This window comes from Dactylosporangium thailandense (genome assembly GCF_059739745.1).
The window spans coordinates 2,772,353-2,789,374 of record NZ_AP029195.1; the positions used below are offsets into that span (position 1 = coordinate 2,772,353).

Below are 17,022 nucleotides of genomic sequence, written 5' to 3' on the forward strand. Positions count from 1 at the left end.
GCGCGCGACCTAAAGCAGGCCGTCGAGGACGGATTCGATGCCTTGGCGGATTCGGGCCGGGCTGAGGTCCAGGGTCCGGCGCTGGTGGTCCAGCACGTTCGGCTGGAGCAGGGCCAGCAGCGCGCTCGCCACATACGGCGCGTCCAGGCCGCGGTCGAGTTCTTCCAGCAGGCGTACCAGATGCAGGTGGTACGTCGGGTAAGGGCCGCTCCCGTGCCCCTGTGACGCCTTCTGCACCGCCAGCAGGCGCAGGTCCCACTGCTCCTCCTGCAAGTCCAGCAACGCGAACACGAACGCGCGGATTCGCGACGCCGGCGGGGCGCCCGGGCCCAGCGGTGGCGGGCCGGTCAGGAAGGCCTCCTGGAAGCGGACCTCGTGGTCCTCCAGCAGCGCGTACGCGAGTGCCCCTACGTCGCCGAAGCGGCGATAGGCCGTACCGACGCCGACTCCCGCCTCCCGGGCGACCTCGTCGAGCGCCAGCCCCGCCACGCCCCGCGCGGACACGATCCGCGCCGCCGCCTCCACCAGCCGCTGACGGTTGCGCGCGGCGTCCGCCCGCTCGGCCGGGGGCTGGTCGATGAGCGGCAGGGGGGTCGGCTTGCGGCGGGTCACGTGACGATCCTCGCATCTCTTGTAAGTGGAAGAAGTTCCACTTAGGCTCCGAGTGTAAGCGGAAAAAGTTCCACTTCTTGGAGGCGTCATGGGCGCGAAGGTCGCCGTCATCTACTACTCGGCCACGGGGAACGTGCACGCGCTGGCCGAGGCGGTCGCGGAAGGGGCGCTCGAGGCCGGCGCCGAGGTGCGGCTCCGGCGGGTGCCCGAGCTCGCGCCGGACGCCGCGATCGACGCCAATCCGGCCTGGCGGGCGCACATCCAGGCGACCCCGCACGTCGAGGTCGCCACGCACGACGATCTGACCTGGGCCGACGCGTTCGCGTTCGGGTCGCCGACGCGGTTCGGCAATGTCTCGGCGCAGCTCAAGCAGTTCATCGACACGACGGGCGGGCTGTGGGCGGCGGGGCGGCTGGCGAACAAGGCGGCCACCGCGTTCACGAGTGCGGCCAACGCGCAGGGCGGAAATGAGTCCACGCTCCTCGCGATGTACAACACGTTCTATCACTGGGGCGCGTTCATCGTCCCGCCCGGATACACCGATCCGGCCATTCACGCCGCGCGCGGAAACCCGTACGGCGTCGGGCACCCGGGAACGGACGGCGCACCTTCCGGCGCGACCCTTGCGGCCGCCCATTACCAGGGGAAACGGCTCGCGACCGTCGCCGCCAGGCTACAGGAGAGTGTGCTCAGCCTAAGCTAATCGTCCAGTGTCACGTACCAATGGAGAATGCCAGTCTCCTACGCAATGTAAGATCAAGAAGGCTTGATGTTTATCGCGGTGAATGAGTCAATCAGGCGTGAATGCGCCGGCCACCGACGACCGGCGCGCGGTTCTGGAGGGAGCCGGCCTTGCCGCGACTTCGGCATCGACGTCTGCTCATCACCGCGGGACTCTCCGCATTAGCCCTCACCCTCGCCGGAGCGCCGGCCACCGCCGACCCCGGCACCCCGCGCCCGGCCCGGTTCGACGACCTGGCGAGAACCGCCGCTCGGGACCAGATCAAAACCCTGGCCGAGGACGACGAGGAAGGCTCCAGCGACATCATGGAGCAGGCCGACCAGTGGAACGAGGCCCGCAGCGCGCCCGGGGTCGTGGCCCCGGGCGCGTACTCGGCCGCCTGGGCGCAACTGCAAGCCCTGCCCCGCACCGGCGGGAACTGGACCGACGAGACCGGCCTGCCGTACAACTCCGACGACCCTCGGTACCGCGACATCAACTCGAACTCGTCGGGCGGCGCCGGCAACGTCACCGGCCGCGTGGTCGGCATGGCGGCCGACGATCACGGCTACGTGTACGCCGGCTCGGCCAACGGCGGCGTCTGGCGCTCGTCGACGGGCGGCGGTAGATGGCAGCCGATCTCCGACAAGCTCCCGGCCCCGGCCACCGGCGACCTGCGCCTCGACGGGCGCGGCCGGCTGTGGTTCGCGACCGGCGAGGCCAACACGAGCGCGACGAGCTTCGTCGGCGCCGGCGTGTACGTGCTCGCCGACCCGCGCCACGGCGAGTTCCGGGCGAGCGACCGTGTCGGCGGTACCGAACTGGAGAACACGACGATCCGGGCGCTGCGCTTCGGCGGCGACACCGTGTGGGCGGCCACGAGCCGCGGCGTCTGGAGCCACTCCACCACCAACCTCGCGGGCCCCTGGCGCCTCGAGTTCGCGCCGAACCCGTCGTTCCTGCCCGGCGGCGCCGACGCGGCCGACGAGGACGCGCCGTACAAGAACATCGCCAACGACATCGCCATCGACCCGCGTGACCCGTCGAAGGTCGTGCTCGCGATCGGCTGGCGCAGCGGCGACGACTACAACGGCTTCTACGTCAAGAACGGCGGCACCTGGCAGAAGACCACGCTCGCCGGGGACATCGCGAGCGACCCGGACAACCTCGGCGCGGTGACGTTCGGCCGCTCCGCCGACGGCAGCAAGTACTACGCGATCGAGCAGTCGCCCGAGATGCTCGCGACGAACGGCGACAGCAACCTCTTCGGCATCTTCGTCTCGAACAACGGCAACCCGCTCGGCCCGTGGACCCGGGTCGCGGACTACCACAAGCTGGCCGCGTCGGGCTCCGCGAACACCTCGCCGGGCTACATGCCGGGCATCCAGGCCTGGTACAACCAGTTCGTCCAGGTCGACCCGGCCGACCCGCGGCACCTGTACGTCGGGCTGGAGGAGGTCTTCGAGTCCAAGGACGCGGGCGCGACGTGGACCACCCCGGGCCCGTACTGGAACTTCAACTTCCCGTGCTGGAGCATCGACCCGTCGAAGCAGACCGGCGACTGCCACCAGACCGTCCACGCCGACCAGCACGCGGCCGCGATCGGCAGCAACGGCGGCAAGCCGTACGTCGTCGTCGGCGACGACGGCGGCATCTACCGCCGGCCGGCGAACGGCAAGGCGGACGCATCGGGGCACGCGACCGACTGGGTGTCGCTCAACGACGGCAGCATGGACGTCCTGCAGTACTACTCCGTGGGCGTCGGCGCCGACCGGCAGGGGCACAACGCGGGCGTGGCGATCAGCGGCGGCCTGCAGGACAACGGCGAGTCGATCCTGCGCCCGGGCGACAAGGTGATGGGCTCGAACTTCGGCGGCGACGGCGGCGACACGATCGTCGACCCGGGCAACGGCTGCAACGTCGCGGCGGAGTACGTGTACCTCGCCCTGTCCGTGACGAACAACTGCGCGGTCAACGACGGCTCGTGGACGACCGACCCGAGCAAGGTGTCGAGCCGCAACATCGCCCCGCCCGACAACGAACTGGGTCCGGCCGGCGCGCGGTTCATCGCCCCGATCGCCGCCGACGCGCGGGACGTGAACACCTGGGTCGCCGGCGGCACCCACGTGTGGGTCCAGCACAAGGGCTTCGCAATCCAGTCCGGCGCGGACTGGGTGAACGTCTTCGACCTCGGCGCGGGCCACGTCGCGACCGGCGTGTCCATCTCGGGTGGCATGGTCTACGTCGGCTGGTGCGGCCCGTGCAACAACCAGGGCTTCACGCGCGGCATCGCGGTCGGCAAGGCGGACGGGACGGGCTGGCACCAGCTGAGCCTGCCGGTCGACGGGGTGATCCCGAACCGGTACGTCTCCGGCTTCGACGTCGACCCGGCGAACCCGAACCACGTGTACGTCGCGATGAACGGCTACTCCCGCAAGTGGACCGAAGGCCCCGGCGCCGGCGTCGGGCACGTCTTCGAGTCCCGCGACGCGGGCGCGCACTGGACCGACATCTCCGCGAACCTGCCGGACATCCCGGCCAACGCGGTGAAGGTCCTGTGGGGCGGCGGCCTGGTCGTCGGCACGGACCTCGGGGTGCTGTACCGCCCGGCGGGCCAGACCGGCTGGAAGGTCCTCGGCCGCAACCTGCCGACGACGACCACGATGGAGCTGCGGACCGGGCTCTACGGCCTGCGTCTCTACGCCGCGACCCACGGCCGCGGCATCCAGTCCTACGACCTGTGGCAACTACTGCTGTTCGGCTGAGCCTTGCTAGGTGAGGGCGGCCCTGGTTCACCCGGGGCCGCCCCTGCCCCCGACCGGCTTGAGGCGGCTATTCCACGTCCTACGCGCCGTACGACGGCCTGGTCCGCGAGCGAAGACTGCGGAAGGTCAGGCGCCGGAGGTGAAGGTCTCGATGTCGTCGATCGCCTCCTGGGCGCGGCCGCCGAGTGCCGCGTCGTCCAGGAGCCCGCGCAGCACCGGCAGCACCGTCTCCCGATCGATCGCCCGGTGCTGCCGCGCGACGTGACCGAGGCAGGTGACCGCCAGCGCTCGCAGCCGCACGTCGGCGTCGCCGTCGATGAGCCGGAGTAGGAGCCGTTCGATCCAGCCGCGGTCGGTCTCGTGGCGCGTCAGCTCGAGCAGGGCATCGGTCGCGATGTCGAGGTCCGCCTCGTCCCGGTCCAGATCGCGGGCGAGTGACCGGATCTCCAGCGTTCCGATGCTCAGCAGGGCGGCCGTCGCCCGCACCGCCGTCGCCCTGCCGTTGACGATCGGCACCGAACCACCCCTCATCAGCCGTTTCCAACGGTGGCAACGGCGTACCTCGGCGTCGTTGGCGGTCAAGACCCCGAGCAATGGCTGCTGCAGTCGACCCGCTCTCGCTAGCCCAGCAACCCACAGGCTATCGATCCAAAGCTACGTAACGATCCCTGACTGCCGCCGTATTGGAACGTATCGTAAGGACGAATTGGTGAGGGATGTGTAGTGGCGATGACGCCGTTACATGAGGTGTTCAACGAGGCGGTCGACCACGGGGTCGAAGGCTCAGTGCCAGTCGGGACGCCGGTCGGGGTGGGAAAGCTCCCGCACGTTATGCGGGTTCACGACTTGCAGGAGGAATTGTCAATACATGTGGATGGGGGAACTACGGGTTGCTGGGGCGTTGTAGGTAGATCATTGGGTCGGGCGCCTCGGCTGGGTACGGTTCGGCGTCGGTGTAGCCGAGGCGGCGGTAGAAGTCGATGACGTCGGTACGGGTGGGCATGACGTCGAGGACGAGGCGGGCGAAGCCGTGGTCGGCGGCGTGGCGGTGGGCGTGGTGCATGAGCAAGCGGGCGGTGCCGCCGCGACGGTGGGTGGGGCGGACGTAGAGGCGCTTGACCTCGATGGTGCCGGCCGGGGGCATGGGTTTGAGGCCGACGCAGCCGATCGGCTGCTGGTGGTGGTAGGCCAGCAGTAGTGCCCCGGGCGGCTGGTAGGCGGTGGCCAGGTCGGCGCATTCGGTGTGCAGGATGGCGGGCAGCTCGTCGATGCTGCCCGGCACGGCGCGGCCGGCCTCGCGTTGGGTGCTGGCCATGTACTCGAACACGAGCGCCTGGGCGTCGGGCAGCTCGGCGACGGTGGCGGCCAGCACGCGCAGGGCCGTCATGCCGCCGCGCCTTGCGTGGTGTCCGGTTGCGGGCGTTCGACGAGCTTGCCGCGCTCGAAGCGGGCGCCGGCGCGCGCCAGGGCGACGAGGTGGGGCGCGTTGACCGCGCGCCACCGGGCCTGGGCGGCCTCGATGGGCTTGAACGCCATGGCCAGGCCGGCCGCCTTGGACCCGGGCCCCTTGGTGACCTTGGGCCGGTGGCGCACGGTGGCGAAGGTGGACTTGCGGTAGCCTTCGGCCAGGGCGACGAGTTCCTTGGTGCCGTCGACCCGCACCCCGATCATCACGAGCAGGCAGAGTTTCTCCTCGTCCAGCCGAATGTTGAGGTGTACCCCGTCGGCCCACACGTACACGTAGTCCACATCGGACAGACTCCGGCCGGCGAAGCGGCGCGCTTCGTCCTGCCACGCCACGGTCAGCCGGCTGATCGTCGGTGCGGACAGCCCAGACCCGGTGCCCAGGAAGCTCTCCAGCACGGGCACGAAGTCCTGACTGGACAGGCCGTGCAGGTACAGCAGCGCCAGCACCTCGGTGATCTTCGGCGACTTGCGGCACCAGGCCGGCAGGATCGCCGAGGCGAACCGCCGCCGATCACCCGTGGACTCGTCCACCCGCTTGTCATTGACGCAAGGCGCCGTCACCTCCACCGCCCCGGCCGACGTCAACACCCGTCGCGGCCGGGCGCGGCCGTTGCGGACCACCAACCGGCGGCCCTGCTCGTCGACCTCCTCGCGATGCGCGGCGATGTACGCGGCGACCTCGGCCTCCAACGCCGCGGCCAGCATCCGCCGCGCGTCCTCCCGCACGATCTCGTCGATCAGCGACCCACCTACCATCGACACGTCATCGCCGTGCGGCGCAGGCGCCGGCGTCGTGGCCGCGACACTCGGGGCGGCTGGCGTGACCTCATCCTGGTTGGCTGCCGGTGAGCACGGCGTACCTTCCCGACCCGCGTTGGCGCGCGGGCCTTACTCGAACTCCTGACACGGACTCGTTCGGGAGGGTACGCCTCCCGACGTTCATCCACAGGTTTCGAGCATTCCTCACTTGCAGAAGGAGGAACTCCTGATCATATGCTCAATCATGGTGCCCCGGTCGATGGCGCTTTTCGAAGGAAGGTTGCTGCGGCTCCTGCTGACTTCGATGCGGGGCAGGGGTGAGGCTATCTGGCTCAGTGACGTGATCTCAACGAGATTGCGGCATGTAGCGGTATTCGAAGTGGGTGAGGTGCAGTGCTGCGGCGACGATGTCGCCGAGCCTGCGGGGGCTGGCGGTGGTGTGACGAGGTGTCCGCCGGCGTCCGGTGAGGATGGCGAACCCGCGTTCGCCGAGGCAGCGCATCGAGCGCGGCAGCGGGTTGTGGGCGCGGTTGTCGACCGCGAGTGCCCGGCCGTCGGCGGATTGCTTGTATGGGGTGTGGATGCCCGGGCCGGTGTCGTCGTAGCCGGAGTCGGCCAGGGTCGGTAGGTCCAATGTGGACGCGGTCCAGCACGGGGCGCCGGTGATGTCGAGGGCTTAGCGGTACGCGGTGGCCCGGGACGCGCCGAATCCGGGGTTCTCCGACGCGTTCCGCAGGCACGACGTTCCGCGCGGAGCAGGCCGGCGACGTGCCGGAGCCCTCTCGGTGGATCGATTCCGTCGCAAGAACCTGTCTACCGATAGCTCAACCTCCATCTTGGTTTTGCATCTGGCCGCCGACCGAACGTTGCGGCGGAGGGGTGACTTCGGCTGGCGCAACAGCAGGTCGTGCGGGGTGTGCAAGGGTGCTGCCCAGAACCGCAATCGGTCGATGTGTTGCTCCGGCGGCCCGGTCTCCATGCGGCTGACCTGCGTCTGCGACCCACACGCCCGTGGCGCAAGATTTTCTCAAGAGATTGTCGACCCTGAATAGATGGTCGAGTGGCGCGCTGAAGATGAGCCTACCCCGGCCAGCTGACCGGGCGGTCACTTCGACATCGGCTTCAGCACCCCCTTCGCACGCGATAACGCGTGCGTCAGAGGCATGTTCACGGGAGGCACCATGCCTGCTGTCCCATCGATCCTGGCCGTGGTGACGGCGCTGTCCGCCACTCTGATCGCGCCGCTCGCGGCGCCCGAAGTCGCGTCGGCGGCGCCGTCCGCGACCCTGAGCGAGCAGGCGGCCCAAGCCCGGGCGGTCGCCTCCGGCAAGCCGGTCGAGGCGACCGCGCTGCGCGACGAGCACCAGCAGGTGCTCGCCAACCCGGACGGCACGTTCACGCTGACCCAGAGCATCGAGGCGGTGCGGGTGCGCCGCGGTGCAAGCTGGGTTCCGGTGGACACGACGCTGCGGCGCAACTCCGACGGCACCGTCGCGCCGGCCGCGGCCGTGCTTGACATGTCCTTCTCCGGCGGCGGCACCGCTGCGCTGGCCCGGATGCGGCGCAACGGCAGTGAGCTGTCGCTGGCCTGGCCCGGGACGCTGCCGGCGCCGATCCTGTCCGGCGACACCGCCACGTACGCCGAGGTCCTGCCAGGCGTCGACCTGACCGTCCGGGCCGAGGCCGAGGGCTTCTCCGAACTGCTCGTGGTCAAGTCGGCGGCGGCCGCGGCCAACCCGGCCCTCGCCTCCCTGAAGCTGGCCACCGCCACCAAGGGCGTGAAGATGACGACGCGCGCGGACGGCAGCCTCGCCGCCGCCGACGCGGGCGGCAACGCGGTGTTCGAGGCTCCGGCGCCGTACATGTGGGACTCCACCGGGCAGGGCTCGGCCGCGGTGCCGGGCGGCGTGGTGCGCCGGATGGGCGTCGAGGTCACCCCGGGGGCGCTCGCGCTGCAGCCCGACCGGCAGCTGCTGACCGGCACGGCGACCCGCTACCCGGTCTACATCGACCCGTCCTGGTCGGGGTCGAAGCTCGCCTGGACGCAGGTGTGGAGCAACCTGCCCACCACCTCGTTCTGGAACGGCGCGAACGACGCCGAGGACGAGGCCCGGGTCGGCTACGACGCGACCGACGGCAAGATCACCCGGTCGTTCTTCCGCTTCGACACCTCGGGCGTGAAGGGCAAGCACATCATCAAGGCCACCCTGCAGACGCAGGAGGTGTGGTCGCGGTCGTGCACCGCGCGGGAGGTGCAGGTCTGGGAGACCGGCGGCATCACGTCGGCGACGACCTGGAGCAAGCAGCCGAGCTGGATCAGCAAACTGGCCGCGAAGAGCCTGGCGAAGGGGTGGTCGTCCAGCTGCCCGGCCGGCGGCGTGGAGTTCACCGTGACCCCGCACGTGGTCAAGGCCGCCGCGAACGGCTCGACCTCGATCACCGAGGGCATGAGGGCGTCGGCGACCGCGGAGTCCAACAAGGACACGCTGTCCTGGAAACGGTTCAAGAGCACCCCGTCGATCACCATCGTCTACAACACCGTGCCGGCCGCGCCGACCAACCTCAGCACGGACGGCTCGACCACCTGCACCACCGGCACCGGCCGGCTGGTCATCGGCACCACGACCCCGACGCTGCGGGCCTCGGTCAGCGACGCCGACAACGCCGTGATGGCGCACTTCCAGTGGTGGCTCTCGAACGGCACGGCCGCGGTCGGCGAGTACACGTCGGCGTCGGTGGCCGGCAAGAAACCGACAGTGGTGGCGAAGGCGATCCCGGCCGGGGCGTTCAGCAACGGACAGATCGGCAAGTGGCGGGTGCGCTCGGAGGACGGCACGGACGTCAGCGCGTGGAGCTCGTGGTGCGAGTTCCAGATCGACGCCACGCGGCCGCCGATCCCGGCCGTCGCCTCCAGCGCGTTCCCGGACAACGCCGAGGGTGACGCCGTGATGGGCGTGGCCTCCTCGGTGACGGTGAGCGCGAACGGCGGCACGGACGTCGTGAAGTACGAGTACGCGGTCAACGGCGACGCGACCGCGCTGAGCAAGACCGCCACCCCGTCGGCGGCCGGCGGATCGGTGACGTTCGCGGTCACCCCGGACCGGTTCGTGAACTGGCTGCAGGTCCGCGCCGTGGACCGCGCCGGCAACAAGTCAGAGGTGGCCACCATCGTCTTCTACGCCGGCTCCCCACCCGCCCCGACCGGCGACTGGGAGCTCAACGAGACCGGCGACGCCACCGCGGCGGTGGACTCCTCGGCCAATGCCCGGGACGCCTCCCTCGGCGGCGGTGCCACCTGGAACGACGGCTTCGACGGCGGCGGCCTCGCCCTGGACGGCACCAGCGGGTACGCGGCGACGACCGGGCCGGTGCTCGACACCATGAAGTCGTTCTCGGTGAGCGCCTGGGTCTACACGACCGACCTGTCGCACAACAGCGTCGCGGTGACCCAGATCGGCGCGCACGCCAGTACGTTCACGCTCTATTACTCCTCCTCGTACAAGAAGTGGATCTTCAATCGGACGACGGTGGACGCGGACACGACGACGTTCGTGCGGGCCATCTCGACCACCGCGCCGGTGGCCAACACGTGGGTGCACCTGGCCGGCGTCTACGACGCCACGGCGGGACAGATCCGGTTGTACGTGAACGGTGTGCTCGAGGCGACCACGGCGTACACGACCCCGTGGGCGGCCACCGGCGTCTTCCAGATCGGGCGGTCGCAGGTGGCCGGCGCCTTCGGCGAGTACTGGCCCGGCCGCATCGACGCGGTCAAGGCGTACGACCGGGTGCTGCTCCCCGGTGAGCTGCAGCAGGTCCCCCGCCTGGCCGGCCAGTGGAAGATGGACGAGACCTCCGGCACCACCGCCGCCGACGCCACCGGCGCCCACCCGGCCACGTGGTCGTCCGCGGGCGTCAGCCGGGTCGCCGGCGTCAGCGGCAACGCGGTCGCGGTCAACGGCACGACCGGCGTGCTCACCGCGTCCGGCCCGGCCGCGCGCACCGACGGCAGCTTCTCGGTGAGCGCGTGGGTGCAGCCCTCCGCGCTCACCAAGAACGGCATCGCGGTGAGCCAGCTCGGCACCGCAGTCGGCGCGTTCAACCTCGGCTGGGCGTGGAACACCGACTATTCCTCGTACCTCTGGTCGGTGCGCACCTCGGCCACGGACGCGTCCGGGTCGTCCCTGCGCGAGGCGAGCGACCTGTTCGACGTGCCGACGGTCGGAGTGTGGACCAACCTCACCGCGGTCTACGACGCGCAGGACCACAAGCTGCGGCTGTACGTGGACGGGCAGGCGGTCGACGAGACCGACCACGCCAGCGCGTGGAACGCGGCCGGCGCGTTGCTGATGGGCCGAGGCCAGGCGTCGAACGTGACGTTCTCGCAGTATCTCACCGGTGCCATCGACGACGTCCGGGTCTACTCGGGCGCCCTGAGCGACCAGGCGGTATTCGACATCTACAGCGCCATCGCCGACGCGGAATGAACGGGGGACCGATCATGCGCAAACACCGAACCGTGAGCCGGCGCGTGCTGGCCGGAGTGCTGGCGGTGGCCGTGGTGGCCGCCGGCCAGGAGGCGGTGCCCGCCACGCCGGCGCAGGCCGCGCCGGTGCAGTGGAAGACCGCCGCCCAGAACGAACGATCCGTGCCGGGCAAGAACTTCACGCCGAAGGCCGCGAAGCCCGCCGCCGACAAGTCGGTGCTGCGTACCCCGGCGAAGGTGGACTGGCCGGCCGCCGGCGCCGCCGACGTGACCCTGGGCGCCACCCGCGCGCGGGCCGGCCGCCTGCCGGTGTACCTGAGCAGGCCGACCGGCGGGAAGGCGACGGTCGAGGTGCTCGACCGGGCCGCCACCGAGCGGGCCGGCGTCGACGGCCTGCTGTTCCAGGTCAAGGGGGACAGCCCCGGACAGGCGAAGGTGACCGTGGACTACTCGTCGTTCCGCAACGCGTGGGGCGGCGACTGGGCGTCCCGGCTGCGGCTGGTCCAGCTGCCGGCGTGCGCGCTGAGCACCCCGGCCCGCGCCGAGTGCCAGGCCGGCACGCCGGTCGACACCGACAACGCCACGGCGAAGGGCACGCTGACCGCCGACGTCTCGCTCACCGGCGGCACGGTGACCACGCTCGCGGCGACCGCGGCGCCGGCCGGCAGCGCCGGCGACTACAAGGCGACGAAGCTGTCCGCCTCGTCGTCGTGGGAGGCGGGCGGCTCGTCCGGCGACTTCGCGTGGACGTACCCGATGGACGTGCCCCCGTCGCTGGGCGGCCCGGAGCCGGACCTGGACCTGCGCTACTCCTCGGGCAGCGTGGACGGCCGGACCGCGGCGACCAACAACCAGTCCTCCTGGGTCGGCGAGGGCTGGGACCTGAGCGAGGGCTTCATCGAGCGGCGCTACAAGTCGTGCTCCGACGACGTTTCCACCACGACGAAGCCGTACGACCTGTGCTGGGAGACGGACAACGCGTTCCTGGCCGCCGGCGGCGACGCCGTCGAGCTGGTCAAGGACGACAGCACCGGGGTGTGGCGCAAGAAGCAGGACGACGGGTCGCGGATCGAGCACCTGACCGGGGCCACCAACGGCGACAACGACGGCGAGTACTGGCGGGTCACCGCGCCGGACGGGACGCAGTTCTACTACGGGCTCAACCGGCTGCCGGGGTGGGCGAGCGGCAACGAGGTGACCAACTCGGCGTGGACCGCGCCGGTGTTCGGCAACGACGCGGGAGAGCCGTGCCACGCGTCCACCTTCGCGGCCTCGTACTGCACTCAGGCGTACCGCTGGAATCTGGACTATGTCGTGGACCCGGACGGCAACGCGATGTCGTACTTCTACACGACCGAGACGAACTCCTACGGGCGCAACCTGACCGCGTCGGCCGGCACCTCATACGTCCGCGCCGGGTACCTGAGCCGTATCGACTACGGGCAGCGCGCGGACACGATGTACTCGGCGGCGGCCCCGATGCGGGTGAACCTCGCGGTCGAGGAGCGGTGCGCGGCCGGTGCCACCTGCGGCACCGGGGCGATCACCAAGGACACCGCGAAGAACTGGCCGGACACCCCGTACGACCAGGCGTGCGCCTCCGGTGCGAGTTGCACCAACCTGTACGCGCCGACGTTCTGGTCGCGCAAGCGGCTGGCGGGCGTCACCACCCAGGTGCTGGTCTCCGGCACCACCTACAAGGACGTCGACGGCTGGGCGCTGGGTTACGAGTTCCGTGACCCCGGCGACGGCACCTCGCCGGCGCTGTGGCTGGCCTCGATCACCCGGACCGGCAAGGTCGGCGGCACCAGCGCGCTGCCGGCGGTCACGTTCGAGGGCACCCAGCTGGAGAACCGGGTGGATGCCGAGGAGGGCATCCCGCCGATGTACAAGTGGCGGGTCACCGACATCTACGACGAGTCCGGCGGGCACACCCGGGTCAACTACTCGGCCAAGGAGTGCACGCGGGCGGCCGCACCGACCCCGGACTCCAACACCAAGCGCTGCTTCCCGGCGTACTGGGTGCCGGAGGGTGCCCTCTCCCCGCAGCTGGACTGGTTCCACAAGTACGTGCCGATCCAGGTGCTCGAGGACGACCAGTCCGGGCTGGCCGGGATCGAGGAGACCGACTACGAGTACCTCGGCGGGGCCGCCTGGCACCACGACGACAACGAGCTGACGCCGGCGAAGTACCGCAGCTGGAGCGAGTGGCGGGGGTACGGCAGGGTGCGCGTGACGCACGGTGCGGCCGGCCAGGCACCGTCGCAGACCGAGACGCTGTACTTCCGGGGCATGAACGGGGACCAGCTGACAAACGGTACGCGCAGCGTGTCGGTCACCGACTCGGAGGGCACCGCGGTCACCGACAGCCCGGCGCTGGCCGGCTTCACCCGCGAGGAGATCAGCTACAGCGGGGCCGGTGGCAGCGTGCTGGACGGGGCGATCGCAGACCCCTGGATCTCGTCGCCGACCTCGACCCACGGCAGCACCAAGGCGTACCTCGTCGGGGTCGCCCGCAAGCGCACCCGGCTGGCGCTCGCGGCGGGCGGCTGGCGGCGCACCGAGGTGCAGACCACCTTCGACTCGTACGGGATGCCGGTCCAGGCCAACGACCTGGGCGACACGTCGGTGACCGGGGACGAGGAGTGCAATCGCACCACCTATGCCCGCAACACGTCGGCCTGGCTGACCAGCTACGTGGTGCGGCAGGAGCGGGTGTCGGTGGCGTGCACGACCACGCCTTCGTACCCGTCGAATGTGATCTCCGACGTGCGGACCTTCTACGACGGTGCCACGACCTTCGGATCGGCACCGACCCGGGGCGAGGAGACCCTGAAACAGGAGCTGGCGTCCTACTCGGGCAGCACGCCGGTGTACGTGCAGTCGGAGCGGTCCGTCTACGACCGCTACGGCCGGGTGATCGAGAAATACGATGCTCTCGACGCCAAGACGAAGACCGACTTCACGCCGGCGTCGGGCGGCCCGGTCACGGCGAGTACGGTCACCAACGCGATGGGGCACGTGACGACGACGACCTTCGAGCCGGCCTGGGGCAGCGAGACCGTCATCGTCGACCCGAACAACCGGCGTACCGACCTCACCTACGACCCGCTCGGCCGGCTCAGCGCGGTGTGGCTGGCGGACCGGTCCAAGCTGGGCGGCGCCTCGGCGAGCTACAAGTTCACCTACCTCGTGCAGACGGCCGCGCCGAACGTCGTCACGACCCAGACCATCCGCGACGACGGCACCTACCAGTCGCAGTACGCGTTCTTCGACGGGCAGCTGCGCCAGCGGCAGACCCAGAGCCCGGCGGCCGGCGGCGGCCGGATCGTCACCGACGACTTCTACGACTCCCGGGGCCTGCTGGTGAAGCAGAACGGGGCCTACTGGAACGACGGGACCGCGGGCACCACGCTGCTGACCGTCACCGACAACACTGTTCCGGGGCAGATGGTCACCGTCTACGACGGCGACGAGCGGGAAACCACCAAGATCTTCCTCTCGTACGGCACGGAGAAGTGGCGCACCACGACCAGTTACGGCGGGGACCGAACGAGTGTCACGCCGCCGGCCGGCGGGACCGCCACGACCACGATCACGAACGCGGACGGGGAGACCACCGAGCTGCGCCAGTACACGTCGGGCGCGGCCACCGGCAGCTACGACGCGACCACGTACACCTACACGCCCGGCGGTGACCTGGCGAGCGTGACCGACGCGGCCGGGAACGTCTGGAAGTACACCTACGACCTGCGGGGCCGGAAGGTGACCGACGTCGACCCGGACAAGGGCACCTCGACCTACACCTACGACAACGCCGACCAGCTCCTGACCACGACCGACGCCCAGGGCAACACGCTCGCGTACACCTATGACCCGCTGGGCCGCAAGACGGCGGAGTACAGCGGGTCCACGTCCGGCACCAGGCTGGCCGACTGGACGTACGACACCCTCGCGAAGGGGCAGCCGACCGGGTCGACCCGCTACGTCGGCGGCGCCGCGTACAGCACGACGGTCACCAACTACGACACCAGGTACCGCCCGCTGGGGACCTCGGTGACGATCCCGCCGGCCGAGGGCAGCCTGGCGGGCACCTACAAGTTCAACACCGGGTACACCGACACCGGCCAGACGCAGGTCGTGACCTATCCGGCGATGGGCGGGCTGACCGCGGAGACCCTGCGGTACAGCTACGACTCCGACGGACGGCTGACCACCGCCCAGACCGGGCTGTCCACGCTGCTCACCGCGGCGACCTACTCGGTGTACGACGAGCCGCTGCAGTACACGCTGCAGTCGGTGAGTGGCAAGCAGGTGGCGCAGACCTTCTTCTACGAGGACTCGACCCACCGGCTCACCCGGGCGGTCGTGGACCGCAGCGTGGCGCCGATGCACGTTTCGGACGTCAACTACACGTACGACGCGGCCGGCAACGTCACCCGGATCGCCGACACCCCGGCCGGCGGCGCGGCGGACACCCAGTGCTTCAGGTACGACTACCTGCGCCGGCTCACGTCGGCGTGGACAGCGACCAACGGGTGCGCGACCTCGCCGAGCGCGGCGATCCTGGGCGGCCCCGCGCCCTACTGGCAGTCCTGGACGTACGACAAGACCGGCAACCGGTTGACCGAGACCAACTACAACACCACCACGGGCACGGGCACGACCAGTACCTCGACCTACCCGGCGGCCGGGGCGAGCCGGCCGCACGCGCTGTCCACTGTCACCACCTCCGGGACCACGAACAGCTTCACCTACGACGCCGACGGCAACACCACCGGGCGTACCGTGGCCGGCTCGGCGCAGATCCTCACCTGGGACGCCGAGGGCAACCTGAGCAAGGTGGTGGAGGGCGGCAAGACCACCGAGTACCTCTACGACGCCGACGGCAACCGCCTGATCCGGCGGGATCCCGGCGCGGTGACCGTCTACTTGGGACCGGCGGAGCTGAAGCTCACCAGGTCGACCAGCGCCCTGTCCGCCACCCGGTACTACGCGCTGGGCTCGGTCACGGCGGTGCGCACGACGTCCGGAGGGCTGACGTTCGAGGCGGCCGACCGGATGGGTACGGCGCAACTGTCCATCGACGCCGACGACCTGACCGTCACGCAGCGCCGCTACCTGCCGTTCGGCGAGCTGCGCGGGGCAGCCCCGACCTGGACGACGGACCGTGGCTACGTCGGCGGCAACGTGGACTCGTCGATCGGCCTCACCCAGCTGGGCGCCCGCGAGTACGACGCGGACACCGGGCGCTTCCTCTCGGTCGACCCGATCATCGATCCCAGCGATCCGCAGCAGATGAACGCGTACGCGTACGCGAACAACACTCCCGTGACGATGAACGACGCGGACGGTGAGTGGCGGGTGCTGCCTGGCGGGCACTACTGCGACGGCTGCGGTGGCTACGACAACGCCCCGGCGCCGAAGAAGAAGAAGTCGTCCGGATCGAAAAAGAAGAAGAAGGCGTCCAGCCCGGCCAGTCACCACTACTGCGACGGCTGCGACTACCAGAGGTACCAGGCCAAGAAGGCGCAGACGCACTACTGCGACAGCTGCGACTACGCGAGGCGGCAGGCCGCGGCCCGGGCGGCCGCCCGGGAGTACGCGGCGGCGAAGCGGCGGGCCGAGCAGATCGCCAAGGCCAGGGCGGCCGCACTCAAGAAGAAGGTGGATGCGTGGAACCACTGCGCGGGCGCGGACCCGTACATGCGCAAGTGCGGCAAGTACCCGGGTCCCAAAGGCCAGACCATCCAGAGCTATCTGTGGAAACACGTCTTCGTCACGGAGTCGTTCTGCGTCCACAAGGTCTGCTGGAAAGCCAAGTGGCAGAACGGCAAGCTGAGCCTGAGCAACGCCGTCTCCACCAGCGCCGGCCTGGGGTTCAGCTTCCCGACCGTCGGGTACGCGCACAAGTCGAGCGGCCGGCAGGCCGCGTCGGTCTCCGGCTCGGTGGGCCGGTGGGGCGCCGGCGTCGGTCTCAAGCCGAACGGAGCCCCGGACTGGAGCGACTGGGACGTCTCGGTAGGCACCAACCCGGCCGGCGGCTGGCTGGGCACCGAGAACGGACCCGTCAAGGGAGCGGGCGTGAGCTACACCCACTCGCTGTGGAGCACCTGTCTCGTCGGTAGCTGCAAGTGACGTGATCGACGGGCGGCGCCGGCTACGGCCGGTGCCGCCCGCTACCGCTCGTGGTGGCTGCCTCCGGATCGGCG

At 70.3% G+C, this 17,022-nt stretch carries 9 protein-coding genes; 4 read left to right on the plus strand and 5 right to left on the minus strand.

The features are described from left to right. Positions 1 to 9: 9 nt before the first annotated feature. Positions 10 to 612: a TetR/AcrR family transcriptional regulator gene (locus AC6JBM_RS12405; protein ID WP_497983747.1), complete on the minus strand. Its 603-nt coding sequence runs from the start codon at positions 610 to 612 to the stop codon at positions 10 to 12. Between the two features lie 88 nt (positions 613 to 700). Between AC6JBM_RS12405 and wrbA the strand changes: the two genes are divergently transcribed. Both wrbA and AC6JBM_RS12415 read left to right on the plus strand, forming a co-directional pair. Beyond that, entirely contained in the window at positions 701 to 1,315 is a 615-nt protein-coding gene (gene wrbA / locus AC6JBM_RS12410; RefSeq protein ID WP_497983748.1) for an NAD(P)H:quinone oxidoreductase, read from the plus strand. Between the two features lie 149 nt (positions 1,316 to 1,464). Then, complete coding sequence (locus AC6JBM_RS12415; RefSeq protein ID WP_497983749.1) at positions 1,465 to 4,098, plus strand: beta propeller repeat protein; 2,634 nt, start codon at positions 1,465 to 1,467, stop codon at positions 4,096 to 4,098. 126 nt (positions 4,099 to 4,224) lie between these two features. On the opposite strand, the gene AC6JBM_RS12420 is transcribed toward AC6JBM_RS12415, so the two are convergent. From AC6JBM_RS12420 to AC6JBM_RS12435, 4 genes are all read right to left on the minus strand, one after another. Next, the gene (locus tag AC6JBM_RS12420; RefSeq protein WP_497983750.1) at positions 4,225 to 4,614 is read right to left on the minus strand and encodes a hypothetical protein; all 390 of its coding nucleotides are present in this window, start codon (positions 4,612 to 4,614) and stop codon (positions 4,225 to 4,227) included. Positions 4,615 to 4,981: 367 nt separating this feature from the next. Beyond that, entirely contained in the window at positions 4,982 to 5,485 is a 504-nt protein-coding gene (locus AC6JBM_RS12425; RefSeq protein WP_497983751.1) for a GNAT family N-acetyltransferase, read from the minus strand. Further along, positions 5,482 to 6,321: a transposase gene (locus AC6JBM_RS12430; protein WP_497986447.1), complete on the minus strand. Its 840-nt coding sequence runs from the start codon at positions 6,319 to 6,321 to the stop codon at positions 5,482 to 5,484. The genes AC6JBM_RS12425 and AC6JBM_RS12430 overlap by 4 nt, the downstream gene beginning before the upstream one ends. A 349-nt stretch (positions 6,322 to 6,670) precedes the next feature. Continuing rightward, positions 6,671 to 6,958, minus strand: a complete 288-nt coding sequence (locus AC6JBM_RS12435) for a hypothetical protein (protein ID WP_497983752.1) — start codon at positions 6,956 to 6,958, stop codon at positions 6,671 to 6,673. Positions 6,959 to 7,505: 547 nt separating this feature from the next. Between AC6JBM_RS12435 and AC6JBM_RS12440 the strand changes: the two genes are divergently transcribed. Then, positions 7,506 to 10,811, plus strand: coding sequence for a LamG-like jellyroll fold domain-containing protein (locus tag AC6JBM_RS12440; protein ID WP_497983753.1), 3,306 nt, complete (start codon positions 7,506 to 7,508; stop codon positions 10,809 to 10,811). Positions 10,812 to 10,825: 14 nt separating this feature from the next. Next, positions 10,826 to 16,948 (plus strand): RHS repeat-associated core domain-containing protein, encoded by a 6,123-nt coding sequence (locus AC6JBM_RS12445; RefSeq protein ID WP_497983754.1) that lies wholly within the window; start codon positions 10,826 to 10,828, stop codon positions 16,946 to 16,948. Positions 16,949 to 17,022 lie beyond the last annotated feature (74 nt).